We start from the raw sequence: 15,824 nt of genomic DNA, 5'->3' as shown, positions 1-15,824 counted from the left end.
TGGAAGGAAGTCTCGAATTACAGGCAGGTTGAGCCTCTGCCGAATGGCTCTTAAGGAGAAAATCCTCACTTGTCATCCCGAAGCACAACGTTCGGGATGACGTGCTCCTGTTATTCCCTTTGGTATTCTTTGGTTCCGGCAATAATCAGCTTATATACCCGTTCACTGATAATTCCTTGTTCAAACTTGTTACGGGCATCAACCGTCATTAACTGTCCTTTCTGACGAACCAGTTTTCTGGTCAGGGAAGTGACCTCATTCGGATCGCCTTCCAGAAGAATATCGCGGACTTCTTCATCAAAAACTAAATATTCTCTCAAAGCCACCCGTTTTTCATCTACGGTAGGAACCAGCTTCTGCCAGATACAGAGCCGAATGGTTTCAAGAATATCGATAGTTCGTCCTAAACGCTCCTCACCGCTAAATGAGGTTACCAGTCGGCGCATGGTTTCAGCAACGCCGGAGGTATGCAGGGTGGTATACACAGGGTGACCGGTCAATGCCGCCTCTAAAGCCGCACTGATTGTTGCCGCATCACGACACTCTCCCACCATAATCAGACGTGGTTTCCTACGAAGCGCATTACGAACGCCATCAGCGAAATCGGGTAAGTGGCGGGGAATTTCAGACTGGCTGACCACAGCCGAAATTGTTTCAATCTCATCAAACACAAACTCGATAGGCGACTCATAGGTGAGAACTTTTCGATTGGAATCCTGATTCTCAATAAGTTCGCGAATAATTGAGGCAAGCAGGGTGGATTTACCAGAGCCGGTTGCGCCAGTGATAAAGACAATCCCTTCCTGTGGTGCTATAGACTCGAGAATGTTATCAGGAAGCCCCATTGTTTCCAGTCTTGGCGGGGTAGTCGGAATTGTCCGCAAGGTGATTTGGATAGCATCATGCCCCTCGACCAGGCAAGCTGTGGCATTGACCCGGTAACGATAACGTACGCCGCGGTTGGGTCGGAATTCATAATGGGTATCGATATCCTTACCTGATAATAACTGGGTGGTAGCGTTAGGGCCATAGATGGAATTAATCAGGTCACCCAGCTCGGTATTGGATAAGGTCCGGTTGGTAATTTTTAAAAGTCGGCCATAGACCTCAGCAAAGATAGGCGAGCCGGTCTGAATAGTGATATCTGAGGCATGCAGGCTTTCCGCATGCTCTAACATTTTGTCCATAAAAACGGGCGTGAATCGGGTAGGTTCATCTGGCATCAGACTAATGTTACTCATATGCAAATCCTGAAATTGAAAAGTGGACGTTTTAGTTGCTCTGTGAGCTGTATTGGCAGCGTTTGCGCTAATTTTTGCACGAAATAGCCTGGTACAGAGTGCGCAGCGAGCTGCTTTTAATTATTACAAAGCTATTGTAGTTAATTGTAGACATTCCAGCCCGGGGTCTCAACTTTGCCTGTCATCCCTCACTACGTTCGGGATGACGTGCTAAAGTATGTGCCAAGGCCCAGCTCGCAATTAATTCACCGGAGCAATAACCGGCTGCCATGCTTTGCTTGTCACTGTGATATTGGTGTTTTGTGCGAGCTTATCCATATTTTTGAATTGCTCCAGAGCATTTTCATCTTTCTCTACAGCTGCACGCCACTCTTTGCTATTAATATTAAGGCCCGGTAGCGCTGTAATACGCAATACGCGATCATCAATATGAATTTCCGAAGCATCACCGGTCACCCCTAGTTCGGTATGGGATACGAAAGGAGGCGAGACCATGTTCATTGCCAGCAGTTTTCGGTAAAGAATCATTCCGCTAAAATCTTCCTTGATACGGGCCACGCTTTCTTCGAGAATTGTATTTGCCTGATCAACGCCGTTTTTCCAGCCTTTTTCTATATACGCTACCCAGATAGCCCTTTCTTCCCTGCATTTAGGCAGCAGGCTGACATGCGGTGTTTCTGGTTTTTTGTAATCCATCCACAAGTACTGGCGCCAGGTGGGAGGTGTTGTTACAAAATGAGCTTGTTTGGAAACTTTATATACTCTATCGGAAACACGGATAGTTTGCAGATCAGCAAGATTTAACGTATTACGGCCTTCCAGCAGGACAGGAGGCAGGATATTGTTTTCGAGAATCAGGGAGTTAAAATCATAGACTGCGTCCAGAGTTCGCTGCTGTCGGGTTAATTCGTCATTAATCTGACAGGCTCTCCAGGCAAGTCCTGATTGAGCGCCAAGGCTCAAAGCCGTTTCCTTGAGAGCCATTTCCCTGATTTTACCAACGCTTTGCGTGCCACGGGCATTCGCAGGACCTGTGTTTCCCATCGCAATAAGCCCAGGCAGTGTGCTGGTATCAATTACCGTTACTGTGGATCGATGTGCGCATGCTGCCACCAAAAGGGTCAGACAGCAAACACTTAAACTAGGAATAAATTTTGACATATCGTAATTCAACTACCTGACTGTTTGGATAAACATGTATGTTCGCCTTGTGTTTGGCCTGATAATCAATGTTTCGAAGTATCTCGGCAAGGCTCTGATCTTTGGCATTAAGACTTATAAGTACTGGAATAGCGGGTTCTGGACCCAGCACTCTTAAACGGTAGTGAGCAGCTTTCGCAATACGTGCGGTCAATTCCTCAATTGGGCCAGACCAGTCCACTGAGGCTCGGGCTTGCAGATTGTAGGCATTGGGAATAGTGAGAGTATTATCCCCATGCGGCGGAACGATGCTCTTTTCAACTCTGGTCATCTGAAGCATGGAATCGCTTATGGACGAAGCGGCTTCAGCAAGTTTGATCGTTGCATCATCGCTTGGATCATTTAGAGGCGGCTTTTTATAAATGCCTGTTCCTTTACAGGCCTGCAGCAAGATAGCAGTTGCAATCAATAGTGCCAATTTTTTGTTCATTATTTGTTCGGCTATTTAATGGATCAGTACTGTAATGATTGAAACAGGAGGCTGTCACCTTGTCAAGAATTACCGTACATTTTCAAATGTAAAATAGAACTCTGGTAGCTTCCTGCGAGCGCAGCAGTTTGCTTAAGATGAATTCTATGAGTATAAACTATGATAATAGTCGTTCATAAAGCGAGAAAATGACCTGCCCGGCCTGTTTATTTTTTAAGACTTCCCATTGAGTATTGTCCAGATTCAGGGGCTCAGGAGACTCTACATAAAGCAAGCCTCCTGAAGCTAGTATCCTGTTTTTTGCAATAATATCAATGCATTCTTCCTGGAGGCGACTGGCAAAAGGCGGATCAAGAAAAATGAGATCAAACGGTTCCTTGCAATGTTTGAGATAGTGACGGGTATCACCATGAATAATCTCAATTCCCTTTGCCGAAATACTGGCTGCGGTTTTTCCGAGCTGCTCAAATACCGGCTTGGCCGACTCTACGAAAACAACATGAGCCGCCCCGCGGGACAAAGCCTCAAACCCCAGTGAACCACTGCCGGCAAATGCATCCAGACAGCGTTTACCATGCAGGGAATTCATTAACCAGTTAAACAGCGTTTCCTTTACCCGATCAGGGGTTGGCCTTAAACCTTCCACATCCGGGAAGCTGATTTTCTTTCCGCGGAAGTGACCGCTGATGATTCTTACCGTATTTTTCACATTTTCCCTACACTGACTAGCAACATGCGCTCTGGGTGGATGGTCATATCGAAGGCTTTCTTGATATCTTCCGCTGTTACCGCTTCGATGTGTGCCACATAGGTATCCAGATAGTTATCCGGGAGATTATAAAATGTCATACGCAAAAGCATACCGGCGATATTGGAATTACTTGACAGGGATAAGGGGAAACTGCCTGTCAGATATTGTTTGGCAGCATTTAGCTCATCATCAGTTGGGCCGGACTTCAGAAAATCATTTAATGTATTCTGAGTCATCTTCAGCGCTTGTTTTGCCTGATTATTCTGCGTTGAAAAACTAATCATGAACGGACCATTGCCCGGCATCGGCATAAATTGACTGCTGATTCCATAAGTTAAACCATTCTTTTCACGGATCTCGCTCGACAAGCGTGAAACCAGTGAGCCGCCACCTAGAATATAGTTTCCTACCATTAATGGAAAATAATCAGGGTTGTCGTGCTGGATACCGATTTGCCCTAATTTCAAAACTGTCTGCGAAGATGAAAAATCAAAATTGACTTGTTCTGCTCCTGCAAGCGGTGCAGATTTAGCGATTGCGGGGTTTTTAACTCCGGCAGGGATATTTTTAACCAGATTATCCGCAATTTCATGCGCTTGCTGGCTGCTGATAGCTCCCACCATCACAATGACTGCATTATTGGCGACATAATTTTTTTTATAAAAATCCCTTACTTGCCAGTTAGAAATTTTCTTTACTGATTCAACGGTGCCGTTCACGGGATGCCCATAGGGATGGTTTTTATAAAGCTTGCTGAAAAACAGATTATTGGCAATATCCGCTGGTGACTCCTGGGCCTGGGTGATTGCAATAATCTGCTGATTTTTTTCTCTGTTGAAAGCATCTTGTCTGAAGTTGGGCTTATTAACGATGAGGTTAAATGTGTCCAGTGCTTCATTTAGAGCAGGCAGGCTGGTCAGGGTTTTCAGACGTACGATAGCCATGTCGCGGCTGACTTCACTATCAAACTGGGCGCCGGTATTTGCTATTTTCTCAGCGATCTGATTGGCGTCCAGATTACTGTTTCCCTGATCCAGCAAGCGATTGGTCAGAGCTGCCAGACCAAAAAAATTATTGTCATAGGCAGAGCCCGCTGCAAAAGCGATGCTGATATCCAGCATGGGAACCTCGTTGGCCTGATAAAAGACCACACGGGCTCCGTTGCTGGTATTCCATTTTTCAGTTTTGAATGAGGCGGCCTGTGCACACAAACTTAAACTGCTGATGAGTAAAGCGGCTAAAAAATAAATTGTTTTCATTGTAATTCCTTGGACTGCAATAAGGGATACAAACGGGCTTCCGTAATCGTATTCTCTTTTAAATAACGTTGAGCTGCTTCCTGAATCTGAGCGGGTGTTATTGCTTGTATTTTGGATGTATAACTCTCGGCTGTTTCTGAACCCAATCCAATCGTTTCCAGTAAACCCAATTCCATCGCCTGTCCGAAGATAGAATCTTTCTCGAATGTTTTCTGGGCGATAATTTGCGTTTTAATACGATTTAATTCGACTCCATTGACGGGTTCGGTTTGCAGGCGGTGAATTTCACGCAGCAAAGCAGTTTTTAATTCATCCATAGTATGGTTTTGAGTGGGTATTCCGAACAGAACAAATTGCGTTTGATATCGATTATATAAATTGTAATAGATATCTACATTGCTGGCCAGGTGGCTGCCTCGAACAAGGTTTTTGGCAAATCTTGAGCTTTCTCCCGCGTCCAGAATACCGGCTATGACTTCCAGGGCATAAGGTTCCCAGTTAGTTTTGGCTGTTTTTACAGTGGGTGCCGAATATCCGAACATAAGCATGGGCAGCTTGGCAGGTGCATGAATGGCCACTGATTTAGCACCTAAATTGGGCGGCTCCAGTTGTGATTTTCTGACAAAACTGGGTTTTTTCTTTAACTGACCGAAATACAATTTCGCAAGTTCATGGACTTTTGCAGGATTGACATCCCCGACCACCACCAGCGTCGCATTGTTTGGGGTGTAAAAGCTCTGATACCAGGCGCGGGCATCATTAACATTCATTTGCTGTAAATCAGTCATCCAGCCAATAACCGGATGGTGGTAGGGGGCGGCCAGATGGGCGGTCGCCAGATAACGCTCAAAGGTCAGCGCCTGCGGATTGTCGTCGGTACGCATGCGCCGCTCTTCCTGAATAACCTTGATTTCTTTGGAAAATTCATTGGGGTCCAGGACCAGATTCTGCATGCGATCGGCTTCCAGCTCAAAGGCAATGGGGAGCTGAGAGGCCGAAATTTTCTCAAAATAAGCCGTATAATCGGTATTGGTGAAGGCATTTTCCTGGCCTCCAATACCCGCGATTGTTTTTGAAAACATGCCGATAGGATACTTTTTGGTGCCTTTGAACATCAGATGTTCCAATGCGTGAGAGACGCCGGTAATACCCCCGGGCTCATCTGCGGAACCTACATTATACCAAACCATCACGACGGCCACAGGCGCGCGATGATCTTCCTTAACAATTACCTTCAATCCATTGTCCAAAGTAAATTTTTGCACGCCGCTCATGGCAAGAGTGGATAGCAAGGTAAAGAAAATTGCAAATACAAGACGCATGGATTAACTCCCGGCGAAAAAAGGTGATAGAATTCCATATTTCCTCTCTTTTGTATACCTTATGATTAAATGGTTTAAAAAAAATCAGGATGTTTCTACAAAAAACTCACCTCCAGTGCCTGAAACTGATACTAATCAGCCTCAGCGAGAGGCTGTGACGATTGAAACACCCGAAACCGCCCTGGCTGCTGAGCAGCCCTTGCCTGAAGTACAGCCGCAAGAAGAATCACGATTAAGCTTTTATACCCGCCTGAAACGCGGACTGGCCAAAACACGCCAGCAATTTGGTGATAGCGTTGGGCGCTTACTGCTTGGAAAAAAACAAATTGATGCTGGTTTACTGGAGGAACTGGAAACTGTGCTGATTAGTGCCGATTTGGGAATTGACACCAGTCAGGAGGTATTAAAGCAGTTAAGCGAAGGAATGGCTCGAAAGCAGCTTAATGATGGGGATGCGGTATTTCGTAGTCTAAAAGATAAACTGGAATCAATTCTCAGTCCCTGCTCACAGCCCCTGCTTGTTGATAATCAGGTCCACAAGCCTTTCGTAATTCTGGCGGTTGGGGTAAATGGAGCCGGGAAAACCACGACCATTGGCAAGCTGGCCAAACAATTTCAGCAGCAAGGCAAAAAAGTTATGCTGGCGGCGGGGGATACTTTCCGGGCGGCCGCTGTGCAGCAGTTGCAGGTTTGGGGGGCCAGAAATGAAATCCCGGTGATCGCTCAGCATACAGGTGCTGACAGTGCCTCAGTGATTTATGATGCCCTACAGGCGGCTACTGCACGCGGAATAGATATTCTGATTGCAGATACTGCGGGTCGCCTGCACACTCAGAATAATCTGATGGAAGAGCTGAAAAAAGTGAAGCGGGTGATGCAAAAAATAAATCCTGAGGCACCCCATGAAACGATGCTGGTACTCGATGCCAGTATTGGGCAAAATGCTTTGAATCAGGCGCGTGAATTTCATCAGGCGGTTGGTTTGTCAGGTATAACCATGACCAAGCTTGACGGCACTGCGCGAGGTGGAATTTTATTTGCTATTGCCAATGAGTTGGCGATACCATTCCGTTATTTGGGAGTTGGTGAGGGAATAGACGATCTGCGTCCCTTTGAACCGTCACAATTTGTCAAGGCATTGTTTAATGATAATTAAATTTGAACAGGTCAGTAAACGTTATCCAGGTGGATTTGAAGCTTTAAGCCAAATCGATTTTTCCCTTGAAAGGGGCGAAATGGCTTTTCTTACCGGCCATTCAGGAGCTGGCAAAAGTACCTTGCTAAAATTAATTTCAAAGCTGGAAGACCCTTCTTCCGGTCAGGTGATTGTGAATAACGTCCGTTTAAATCAGCTGCGCAATAATGATATTGCCAGATATCGCAGCAGTTTGGGGATTACCTTCCAGTCGCCGCATCTTTTGAGCGATCGAAGCATCTTTGACAATGTGGCTTTGCCTTTGCAAATTCAGGCCATTCCCCCCGTTCAGATAGCCAAGCGTGTGCATGCGGCTCTGGACATGGTGGGTTTACTCAGCAAGGAAAAAATGCTGCCCGTGCATTTATCGGGAGGAGAGCAGCAGCGAGTAGGGATAGCCAGAGCCGTAGTGCATAAACCGGATTTATTACTTGCTGATGAACCCACAGGAAATCTTGATCCTGGCTTGTCTGCAGAGATAATGAAATTGTTCGCACTGTTTAATCAGGTAGGCGTAAGCGTTCTGATTGCCACACATGATTTGGCTTTGATTGCAGGAATGAAGCATCGGATTATCATGCTGAAAGGAGGCCGGATATGCTGAATAATTTAAAGCAGGCAGGAGCCTATCATCTGCAGGCAGCTACCAACAGTTTTAATCACCTGTGCCGCAAACCTTTAGCGACTATGATGACTGTGATTGTGATTGCAATAGCTTTGACTTTACCCACCTTATTCTGGGTTTTTTCGGAAAATCTGAATCAGTTAACGATTGACTGGCAGCAGGGCGGTCATATTTCTCTTTATTTAAAGTCCAATGTATCTTCAGCTGAGGAAACTGCCCTGCTACAGGAAGTGCGCGCAGTGGGAGGAGTCGGCCAGGCTTCCTTGAAAACCGCTAATGAGGGTATGCAGGAACTGCAGCAGCAGGAAGGCATGCATGATATTATGAAATATCTGCCGGAAAATCCCTTGCCGGCGGTGATTGACGTGATTCCCGCGGTTTCAGTTAATAATCCCCTGCAGGTCAGACAACTGTTTGAACGCCTGCAATCCATGCCCCAGGTCGAGCAGGCTAAGCTGGATATGGAGTGGATAACGCGCTTGCATGCCATATTAGGTTTTGCCGGAAAGATTGCTCATGCACTGATGGCTTTACTGGCTTCTGCTGTGGTGTTAATCGTCGGTAATACCTTGCGTCTGGCAATTCATAATCGTCATGAGGAAATCCAGGTATTAAAATTAATTGGCGCTACCGAATCGTTTATTCTTCGCCCTTTTTTATACTCTGGCATTTGGTATGGATTGCTGGGAGCAATTTTTGCGGTTCTTTTTGTCAATATTTTTATGCTGAGTATTGCCGTTGCTGTTCAGGAACTGGCCTCTGTTTATCATATGAATTACCCTTTGCAGGGCTTATCAGTGAAACAAGCTTATTCAATTGTTCTCGCTGCAATTTTATTGGGATGGCTGGGAGCGCATTTATCAGTCAGACGGCAGTTGGCTTCGATAGGGCCTTATCATTAACAGGCTTAGTTTCTGATCCTCTGTGAAGGAGTCTCTGTATTGTAATTTTCTTTACAGGGGGTGTATAATATGGTATTGAGCACTTAAGCAGTGTTTTCTGGTAATTTCCTGCTGTCCCTTACTTATAAATTACATCAAACAGGAAGACAGCGGCTTAGTTTTGATTTTTGGTGATGGAATAACTGGAGGAGTAGTATGAATCGGCAGTTACAACTAGCATCAATCAATTTACCGATTGGAAGTCTCGATGCCTACATCCATCGAGTCAATCTTATTCCAATGCTATCTGCTGAAGAAGAACATGATTATGCTGAGCGTTTTCAAAATGAAAACGATCTTGAAAGCGCACGCCAGCTTGTCCTGGCCCATCTACGCTATGTAGTGCGGGTTGCCCGCGGCTATTTAGGCTACGGCCTGCCCTTAAATGATTTAATCCAGGAAGGTAATATTGGTCTGATGAAAGCGGTAAAACGCTTTGACCCCAAAATGGGAGTTCGTCTGGTTTCATTTGCAGTCCATTGGATTAAAGCAGAAATTCATGAGTTTGTATTACGCAACTGGCGTATTGTGAAGGTCGCTACAACCAAAGCGCAGCGTAAATTGTTTTTCAATTTACGGCAGATGAAAAACCGTTTGGGATGGATGAGTCGTCAGGAAGTGGATGACGTAGCTAAAGACCTGGGGGTTTCGCGCGAGGAAGTTTTGCTAATGGAGCAGCGGCTCAACGCGATGGATTCTTCCTATGATGCCCTGGCGACTGATGACGATGATGACGCCTATAAAGCTCCGGCTCATTTCTTGCACGATGAACATAATGATCCAGCCTATTTGGTTGAGCAGGAAAGAAGCGGTGAACTTGGACGGGATAATCTCTCGGTTGCGTTTGAACGACTCGATGACAGAAGTCAGGATATTCTTCAGCAACGCTGGCTTGCGGATGATAAAACAACCCTGCAGGATTTGGCTGAAAAATACAGTGTTTCTGCGGAGAGAGTCCGCCAGCTTGAAAAAAACGCTATGAAAAAACTTCGTCAGTACATGGAAGAGATGAACTAAACCTTATTCCAGGTTTCTGCGTTGTCACTCATTGTGCATAAATAGAACCAGCAACTAGCCTGTCGTCTTTGCGAACGAAGTGAAGCAATCCAGATCGAAACTTGAACAAAGTTAGGAACAATTGCTTCGTTATCACTCGCAAAGACGGTTATATGCAGAGTTATTGGCAGGGAGCCAGTTATAATTTATTCACATAAGGTGTCAGTGCCTGTTCGGTTTGAACGATGATCTGTTGTAGTTGCTCATACATTTGCTCTGAGGAAGGGTTGTAGCCATCCTTTAATGCCTTTTCTAAAGATTCACAGGCAGAATAAAGACGTTGTGTGCCACAATAGGCTGCCCCGCTTTTTAACTTATGTGCGATTCGTTCAAGCGTTTGCCATTCATGACCTTTAAATGCATTCTGTAAAGCCTCACGGTCTTCAGGGAGCTCTTTTGTAATCAGCATTTTTAATAGATCAAGCATTTCTTTTTCGCTGCCCAATTGTGAAAGGGCTTGTTCCTTGTCAAAAATCGGAAAATGATTCAATTCATTGATTGCAGATGCGTTTGCATTCGCCAAAGGTGTATGCAACCTGATATGAGGTAATATTTGCTCAAGCGTGCTCATAGATAAGGGCTTGGTAAGGACCTGATTGACCATATTTGCCCGAGATTTATCCACCTCATTAGCACAATGTGCAGTCAATGCGAAGATAAGCCGCTCTTCCTGGTGGTGTGCTTTTTCCCATTGTCTGATTAGAGCCGCAAACTGAAATCCATCCATGCCAGGCAATTCAAGATCTGTAATGACAATATCGATAGGGTGGCTTCGTATCAATTCAAAACCGACCTCAGCATTGTCAGCTGAAATATATTCACAACCTAGTTTATCCAGCATGGTTTCTGCCATTTTTCGGGCAATCAGATTATCCTCTATCAACAGCACTCTCGATCCTTGAGATTCCAGTTTTAAAGGTACTACAGGCGCTGGTTTGCCTGGTTGCTCCAAATCAGTTAACAAGGCATTTTTAACTTGCGTTGCTGGGAGACATTCGGTTTGCGGGCTGATTTTTTTAAGAGGAATGGTTAAGCTCACTGTCGTTCCCTCACCTTCAATGCTGCTTAGTTGAAACTTGCCCTTCATTAACTGAAGATATTTTTGAACGATATGAAACCCTATTTTTTCTTGTTCCTCATTGTTTAAAGAAGATAGAGGGGAATTGAAGCGTTCAACTATTCTTTGCTGCATCTCTTTGGGGATCCCTGCACCGGTATCAATCACCTGAAATAGTAAGAATCCTTCTGAAATACGCTCCACTTTCAATATAATCGAACCGTTATGGGTAAATTTGATTGCGTTATCGATTAAATTTAATAAAACACGGTGTAGTTTATGCTGATCACCAAATAGCTGGATTGGCACATTTTGTCCAATCACCAGCACCAGCGATAACTGTTTTGTCTGAATGGCAGGGAGTTCCAGTTTTGCCAGACTGTTCAGGCAGTCGGCCAGATTGAACCAGTCGCTGTCCATCTCTTCATGTGGACTATCAGTAGAGATAGTCTTGAGAACCGCATTTAACAAGGTTAATAATTGCTCTCCGCTTTGACTAAGCCATTGCGCATATTGTTTATTTTCCGCTGTAGTCGAATTATCCTCAAGCATTTTCGACATGCCAATGATTCCGGTAATTGGTGTTCGGATATCATGGCTCATATCAGCAATAAATTCGGTTTTGACGAGGTTAGCCGCCTGGGACGTTTCAAGCGCTTTTTTCAAATTAATTTCCAGTTGTTTACGCTCGGTAATGTCTATCGAAAGTCCCAGGATCCCAATGCAAACGCCCTGCTCGTCATACATAGGTACTTTGCTGGAGAGCATGGTTATTAGTCGCCCATCGGCCCTTGCAATGGTTTCTTCAGCATTAATTCTAGAATTGCCCGACATAGCGTCCAGATCGCCTGAAACAAAGAGCTCGGCGTCCTCTTTTCTCCAGTTCAACTCAAAATCAGTTTTACCGATGATATCGCGTGGAGTTGAATTGAGTAAACTTGCAAACCGCCGGTTACAACCTAAATAAACCGAGCGAATGTCTTTCCAAAAGATAAGATGAGGGAGATTGTCGATGATTGTATTTAAGTGGATATAATTTGAAAATTGAGGCTGTTTGACGGTAACCACCCCAAGCAATCCCTTTAGCTGCCCCGTCTCTGATAATAATGGCGATTTATCCATTAGCAGGGTGAGTGTTTGATTATGATGATGAATAGTTCTGGTAATTGCCGAATGCGGAATCCTGTACATTAATACCTGGTCATCCGCTTCGGCAAAATAGCGAATGACTGGATGAGCCAAAGCGAGCTCAGCATCTGTTTTACCAACTAAAGATTCCTGGGATTGCAGACCGACAAACTCGAGAAAGTGCCTGTTGGCACCCAGGTAGAATCCATCTGCCGATTTCCAGAAGACCAGTTGCGGTATATTTTCCAATACCGCCTGCATCATTGCTAAAGATTGCATAGGTGCTCCATCACCCTGATGATTAATCAGATTATATACCATTTAGAAACGCCGGATTTGACCTGTCTAAATGTTTTATAGTCGGGATTGATTAATTCTGAGTGTGTAATAAACAACACCCAAAAGGAATCCATAGACCAAATGCCCTACCAGCGGAGGGATATTGGCTTTCAAATCAACTAAATTCCATTTTGAAAAGAGAGGAGTTCCAGCAGCCATATAAGGTAATAAGGTCATGGGGCCAGCTATCCACATACCCAATCCAAAAAGTAGTCCCAGTAATATCGCAAGACCCCAGGAATGAATGAAATAGCCAAAAACGACTGCGAATACAATACCAGTTATAATACTGACAATGGCATGGACAAGAAGCCCGCCTGTCAGAGTGGGCATTCTGATGATTGCTCCAAGGGTTTCAACCATTCCCCCCATCAACAGGAAAAAACTGAATACGATGCCGGCAATAATCCCTGCGATAATTCCGTGCAGTACATTCTTAATTGAAAACATGAAACACTCCCTATTTCAAAATTAAACCTTTCTGTATTGACAATAGGTCATCCAGCCTATAAGTCAAGAGTGAAAGTCTGTAGTTTTTCAGGCTACAGACCGAGTGTAACTATTGCAATCGCTGCAGCAATTCCTTGCGGGTTTGCTCATCGACAAAGGCATCCTCAATCGCCATGCGGGTGAAATTTAGCATTTGCTGATCGGAAAAACCGTAAATTTTCTGAGCCTGTATATATTCATTAGCCAGATTGGTACGGAAAAAAGGCGGATCATCTGAGTTTAAGCTGATTCTGATACCTGCCGCCAATAATTGAGGAAGGGGGTGGCTTTCAAGGTTTTGAAAGAGGCCCAGAGCGACGTTGCTGCCCGGACACACTTCGAGTGCGATTCCTTTGTCTTTAAGCCGAGCCATGGTTTCCGGGGATTCGATAACTCGCACACCATGTCCTATGCGTTTAACAGGCAGGTAGTCCATCGCCTCCATCATACCTTCTGCTGAGGCAAATTCACCGGCATGAACGGTGCATTCCAAACCGCCCTCAGCAGCAATCTGATAGGCTTGGGTAAATAGTTTAGGTGGAAAATTAATTTCATCGCCGCCCAGGCCAAACCCAGTGATGCAGGGAACATTTTCCTTAATAGCCTGTTTTGCCACTTTTATGGCAGAGTCTTCGCCAAAATGTCTGACTGCGGTAACAATAATTCTCCCGATAATCTGATGTTTGGCTTCAGCATCATCAATAGCCTGCTGTATAGCTGCCAAATGCTCACAGGAAGGAATCCCGCTGGACATTTCTGCGTGATCCGGAGAATACATGAACTCCACATAAATACCACCGGCATCAGCTCTTTCTTTTAGATAATCAAAAGTGATGTCATAGTAATCCATTGGCTTTTTAATCACTGCCGCGACTGAATCATAAGCTTTGAGAAAATCCAGAAAATCCTTGTATTGATAAGACTGGCCATCCGCTGCGAATAAGCCAGACGGCAGATCAATATGATTGCGCTTGGCAAGCTTTAAAGCTAATTGTGGGGAAATAGTGCCTTCTAAATGAACGTGTAACTCAGCTTGTTTAATTGCCGTCATCAAAACTCCTGATTGAGAAACGAATGTTGGTAAGTTATCATAAAAAGCGCTAAAATTAATTAATTATGTTACGTTGGAATGTACTATGAGCAAAAAAGATATTGATAAGGCTTTCGTCAGTCCTATTGATAAATTCCTGTTTCAATTTGATGCCGAGCATGAGAAATCCGCTTCTCAAAAAAAAGAGATTAAAAAGCATAAACGAATTTTTTATTTTCGTGATCATGCAAATAGAGATAATAACAAAGAAGAGATCTGGGAAGATTTTTAATTAGTATCCGCTATGTCTTAGCCTCAATACCATTAAGATAGGGTGCCCTTGGCCCAACATCGAGTTCTGGAATGGTTCAATCCATTTGTTGGGCCAAGGGCCCAACCTACAATAGTTTCCCTTAATTTAACTACGTATTGCGCATATAGCGCTAGTGCGTAGGTGTTATAGGCGCGTAATAGAAATTCTTGCGCTATACGCCATCTCTCATCCCAAAAAGAAATGCAATCCCTTATAAGCCAGAACTGTCAATAAAGAAGCGGCTGGCAAGGTTAGAATCCAGGACATGAAAATGTTGCGGATTACTATCAGATTCAATGCGCCAATGCCGCGAGCCAGACCCACACCCAGAACGGCTCCGACCAAAGTCTGAGTCGCTGAAACCGGAATGCCTGTGCTGGTTGCTACGACAACCGTAGTGGCGGCAGCCAGAGTGGCGGCGAAAGCACGGCTGGGCGTTAATGCTGTGATTGAACTGCCTACGGTCTCAATTACTTTGCGCCCATACATTAAAAAGCCAATAATAACTCCGAAACATCCCAGAAAAATAATCCAGGCAGGATATTGAGTAACCGCGATTGGTGTATTGGCCTGGGTTATCAGGCTATGAATAATTGTTAATGGACCCACAGCCAGGGAAACATCATTGGCTCCATGTGCAAATACCATAGCGCAGGCGGTTAAGGCCATCAGCACTGCGAAATATTTTTCTACTTGCAGAAAACGCTCCCGGCGTCTGATTTTAGGAACTTCGGGAATTCTGCGAATGATAATTATTCCGATAAGCGTAATAACAATGCTGGTTGCCAGAGTGACCGCCAGATCCTGCTTGAAATTAAGATGAATATCAAAATGATTTAAACCCTTAAAAACAGTAATGAATGACAGAACGGAACCAATCAAAAAAAGATAAATAGGAATATATAATTTAGCCTTCTCAAGCGGATCGCTTTTAATAAAGATGGTCTGCTGAATACTGATAAACAGGAAGTATGCGGTGATACCTGCAATCATCGGCGAGGTTACCCAGCCGGCAGCAATGCGGTATACTTGCGACCAATGAATGGCATCAGATCCCAGAACAACACTGCCAAAACCCACCATTGAACCCACAATCGCATTGGTAATAGAGACAGGGAGACCAAAATAACTGGCGAGATTCATCCAGACAGTACAGGCAAGAAGCACGCTCAGCATGCCCTCAATAAGGATTAAAGGCTGCTCGGATAATTCACTGCTGACGATGATCCCATCGCGCATGGTTTCAGTAACACCGCTCCCACCCAGAAACGCACCGGCAAACTCAAAAACAATTGCAATAATCATTGCTTGCCGAACAGTGACTGCCTTGGAACCCATTGTCGTACTCATGACATTGGCCAGGTCGTTCGCGCCGACCCCCCAGGTCATCAGAAAACATAAAGCAATAGCCGCAAAGAAAAAGAATACAGAATAATCCATAAGATATA

The 15,824-nt window shown here is 44.7% G+C and carries 15 protein-coding genes; 5 read left to right on the top strand and 10 right to left on the bottom strand.

Annotated elements, in window-relative coordinates:
- Positions 1-110: 110 nt before the first annotated feature.
- From dotB to E1O89_RS05650, 6 genes are all read right to left on the bottom strand, one after another.
- A complete protein-coding gene (gene dotB / locus E1O89_RS05675; protein WP_165483081.1) occupies positions 111-1,223 on the bottom strand; it encodes a Dot/Icm type IV secretion system ATPase DotB in 1,113 nt (370 codons plus the stop codon).
- A gap of 258 nt (positions 1,224-1,481) precedes the next feature.
- Positions 1,482-2,402 carry a type IV secretion system DotC family protein gene (locus tag E1O89_RS05670; RefSeq protein WP_058507800.1) on the bottom strand — a complete coding sequence of 307 codons (921 nt, stop codon included), beginning with the start codon at positions 2,400-2,402 and terminating at the stop codon, positions 1,482-1,484.
- Positions 2,383-2,871, bottom strand: a complete 489-nt coding sequence (gene dotD, locus E1O89_RS05665) for a type IVB secretion system lipoprotein DotD (RefSeq protein WP_058507799.1) — start codon at positions 2,869-2,871, stop codon at positions 2,383-2,385. Before dotD ends, E1O89_RS05670 begins: the two co-directional genes overlap by 20 nt.
- A gap of 157 nt (positions 2,872-3,028) precedes the next feature.
- Complete coding sequence (gene rsmD / locus E1O89_RS05660; RefSeq protein ID WP_133139321.1) at positions 3,029-3,580, bottom strand: 16S rRNA (guanine(966)-N(2))-methyltransferase RsmD; 552 nt, start codon at positions 3,578-3,580, stop codon at positions 3,029-3,031.
- Complete coding sequence (locus E1O89_RS05655) at positions 3,577-4,881, bottom strand: M16 family metallopeptidase (RefSeq protein WP_133139320.1); 1,305 nt, start codon at positions 4,879-4,881, stop codon at positions 3,577-3,579. The genes rsmD and E1O89_RS05655 overlap by 4 nt, the downstream gene beginning before the upstream one ends.
- Positions 4,878-6,203 (bottom strand): M16 family metallopeptidase, encoded by a 1,326-nt coding sequence (locus E1O89_RS05650; RefSeq protein ID WP_133139319.1) that lies wholly within the window; start codon positions 6,201-6,203, stop codon positions 4,878-4,880. Before E1O89_RS05650 ends, E1O89_RS05655 begins: the two co-directional genes overlap by 4 nt.
- A gap of 61 nt (positions 6,204-6,264) precedes the next feature.
- Between E1O89_RS05650 and ftsY the strand changes: the two genes are divergently transcribed.
- The 4 genes from ftsY (at position 6,265) to rpoH (ending at position 9,981) form a co-directional block, all read left to right on the top strand.
- Complete coding sequence (gene ftsY, locus E1O89_RS05645) at positions 6,265-7,359, top strand: signal recognition particle-docking protein FtsY (protein WP_112220039.1); 1,095 nt, start codon at positions 6,265-6,267, stop codon at positions 7,357-7,359.
- Positions 7,352-8,002, top strand: coding sequence for a cell division ATP-binding protein FtsE (gene ftsE, locus E1O89_RS05640; RefSeq protein WP_058507914.1), 651 nt, complete (start codon positions 7,352-7,354; stop codon positions 8,000-8,002). Before ftsY ends, ftsE begins: the two co-directional genes overlap by 8 nt.
- Complete coding sequence (gene ftsX, locus E1O89_RS05635; protein ID WP_133139318.1) at positions 7,996-8,925, top strand: permease-like cell division protein FtsX; 930 nt, start codon at positions 7,996-7,998, stop codon at positions 8,923-8,925. The genes ftsE and ftsX overlap by 7 nt, the downstream gene beginning before the upstream one ends.
- Positions 8,926-9,120: 195 nt before the next feature.
- Positions 9,121-9,981 carry an RNA polymerase sigma factor RpoH gene (gene rpoH, locus E1O89_RS05630; protein WP_112220037.1) on the top strand — a complete coding sequence of 287 codons (861 nt, stop codon included), beginning with the start codon at positions 9,121-9,123 and terminating at the stop codon, positions 9,979-9,981.
- Positions 9,982-10,159: 178 nt separating this feature from the next.
- On the opposite strand, the gene E1O89_RS05625 is transcribed toward rpoH, so the two are convergent.
- From E1O89_RS05625 to E1O89_RS05615, 3 genes are all read right to left on the bottom strand, one after another.
- Entirely contained in the window at positions 10,160-12,484 is a 2,325-nt protein-coding gene (locus tag E1O89_RS05625; RefSeq protein ID WP_165483073.1) for a PAS domain-containing protein, read from the bottom strand.
- 75 nt (positions 12,485-12,559) lie between these two features.
- Positions 12,560-12,994: a hypothetical protein gene (locus E1O89_RS05620; protein ID WP_112220035.1), complete on the bottom strand. Its 435-nt coding sequence runs from the start codon at positions 12,992-12,994 to the stop codon at positions 12,560-12,562.
- A gap of 109 nt (positions 12,995-13,103) precedes the next feature.
- Positions 13,104-14,084 (bottom strand): adenosine deaminase, encoded by a 981-nt coding sequence (locus E1O89_RS05615; protein ID WP_133139316.1) that lies wholly within the window; start codon positions 14,082-14,084, stop codon positions 13,104-13,106.
- A gap of 85 nt (positions 14,085-14,169) precedes the next feature.
- Here E1O89_RS05615 and E1O89_RS05610 point away from each other — a divergent pair, with 85 nt between their 5' ends.
- Positions 14,170-14,355 carry a CBU_0585 family protein gene (locus tag E1O89_RS05610; protein WP_058507789.1) on the top strand — a complete coding sequence of 62 codons (186 nt, stop codon included), beginning with the start codon at positions 14,170-14,172 and terminating at the stop codon, positions 14,353-14,355.
- A gap of 207 nt (positions 14,356-14,562) precedes the next feature.
- On the opposite strand, the gene E1O89_RS05605 is transcribed toward E1O89_RS05610, so the two are convergent.
- The gene (locus tag E1O89_RS05605) at positions 14,563-15,816 is read right to left on the bottom strand and encodes an inorganic phosphate transporter (protein ID WP_133139315.1); all 1,254 of its coding nucleotides are present in this window, start codon (positions 15,814-15,816) and stop codon (positions 14,563-14,565) included.
- Positions 15,817-15,824: the final 8 nt, after the last annotated feature.

The organism is Legionella genomosp. 1, from assembly GCF_900640215.1.
GTDB lineage: Bacteria > Pseudomonadota > Gammaproteobacteria > Legionellales > Legionellaceae > Legionella_C > Legionella_C quinlivanii_A.
The sequence above is the reverse complement of the archived record's forward strand: the minus strand, read 5'-3'. Positions and strand labels throughout refer to the sequence as shown.

Excerpts from the sequence above, each read along its gene's own strand:
- E1O89_RS05610 (WP_058507789.1), top strand. The coding sequence starts at position 14,170 with ATGAGCAAAAAAGATATTGATAAGGCTTTCGTCAGTCCTATTGATAAA.
- ftsY (WP_112220039.1), top strand. The coding sequence starts at position 6,265 with ATGATTAAATGGTTTAAAAAAAATCAGGATGTTTCTACAAAAAACTCA.
- E1O89_RS05670 (WP_058507800.1), bottom strand. The coding sequence starts at position 2,402 with ATGTCAAAATTTATTCCTAGTTTAAGTGTTTGCTGTCTGACCCTTTTG.
- dotD (WP_058507799.1), bottom strand. The coding sequence starts at position 2,871 with ATGAACAAAAAATTGGCACTATTGATTGCAACTGCTATCTTGCTGCAG.
- rpoH (WP_112220037.1), top strand. The coding sequence starts at position 9,121 with ATGAATCGGCAGTTACAACTAGCATCAATCAATTTACCGATTGGAAGT.
- E1O89_RS05615 (WP_133139316.1), bottom strand. The coding sequence starts at position 14,084 with ATGACGGCAATTAAACAAGCTGAGTTACACGTTCATTTAGAAGGCACT.
- E1O89_RS05620 (WP_112220035.1), bottom strand. The coding sequence starts at position 12,994 with ATGTTTTCAATTAAGAATGTACTGCACGGAATTATCGCAGGGATTATT.
- E1O89_RS05655 (WP_133139320.1), bottom strand. The coding sequence starts at position 4,881 with ATGAAAACAATTTATTTTTTAGCCGCTTTACTCATCAGCAGTTTAAGT.
- E1O89_RS05625 (WP_165483073.1), bottom strand. The coding sequence starts at position 12,484 with ATGCAATCTTTAGCAATGATGCAGGCGGTATTGGAAAATATACCGCAA.
- E1O89_RS05605 (WP_133139315.1), bottom strand. The coding sequence starts at position 15,816 with ATGGATTATTCTGTATTCTTTTTCTTTGCGGCTATTGCTTTATGTTTT.
- E1O89_RS05650 (WP_133139319.1), bottom strand. The coding sequence starts at position 6,203 with ATGCGTCTTGTATTTGCAATTTTCTTTACCTTGCTATCCACTCTTGCC.
- dotB (WP_165483081.1), bottom strand. The coding sequence starts at position 1,223 with ATGCCAGATGAACCTACCCGATTCACGCCCGTTTTTATGGACAAAATG.
- ftsX (WP_133139318.1), top strand. The coding sequence starts at position 7,996 with ATGCTGAATAATTTAAAGCAGGCAGGAGCCTATCATCTGCAGGCAGCT.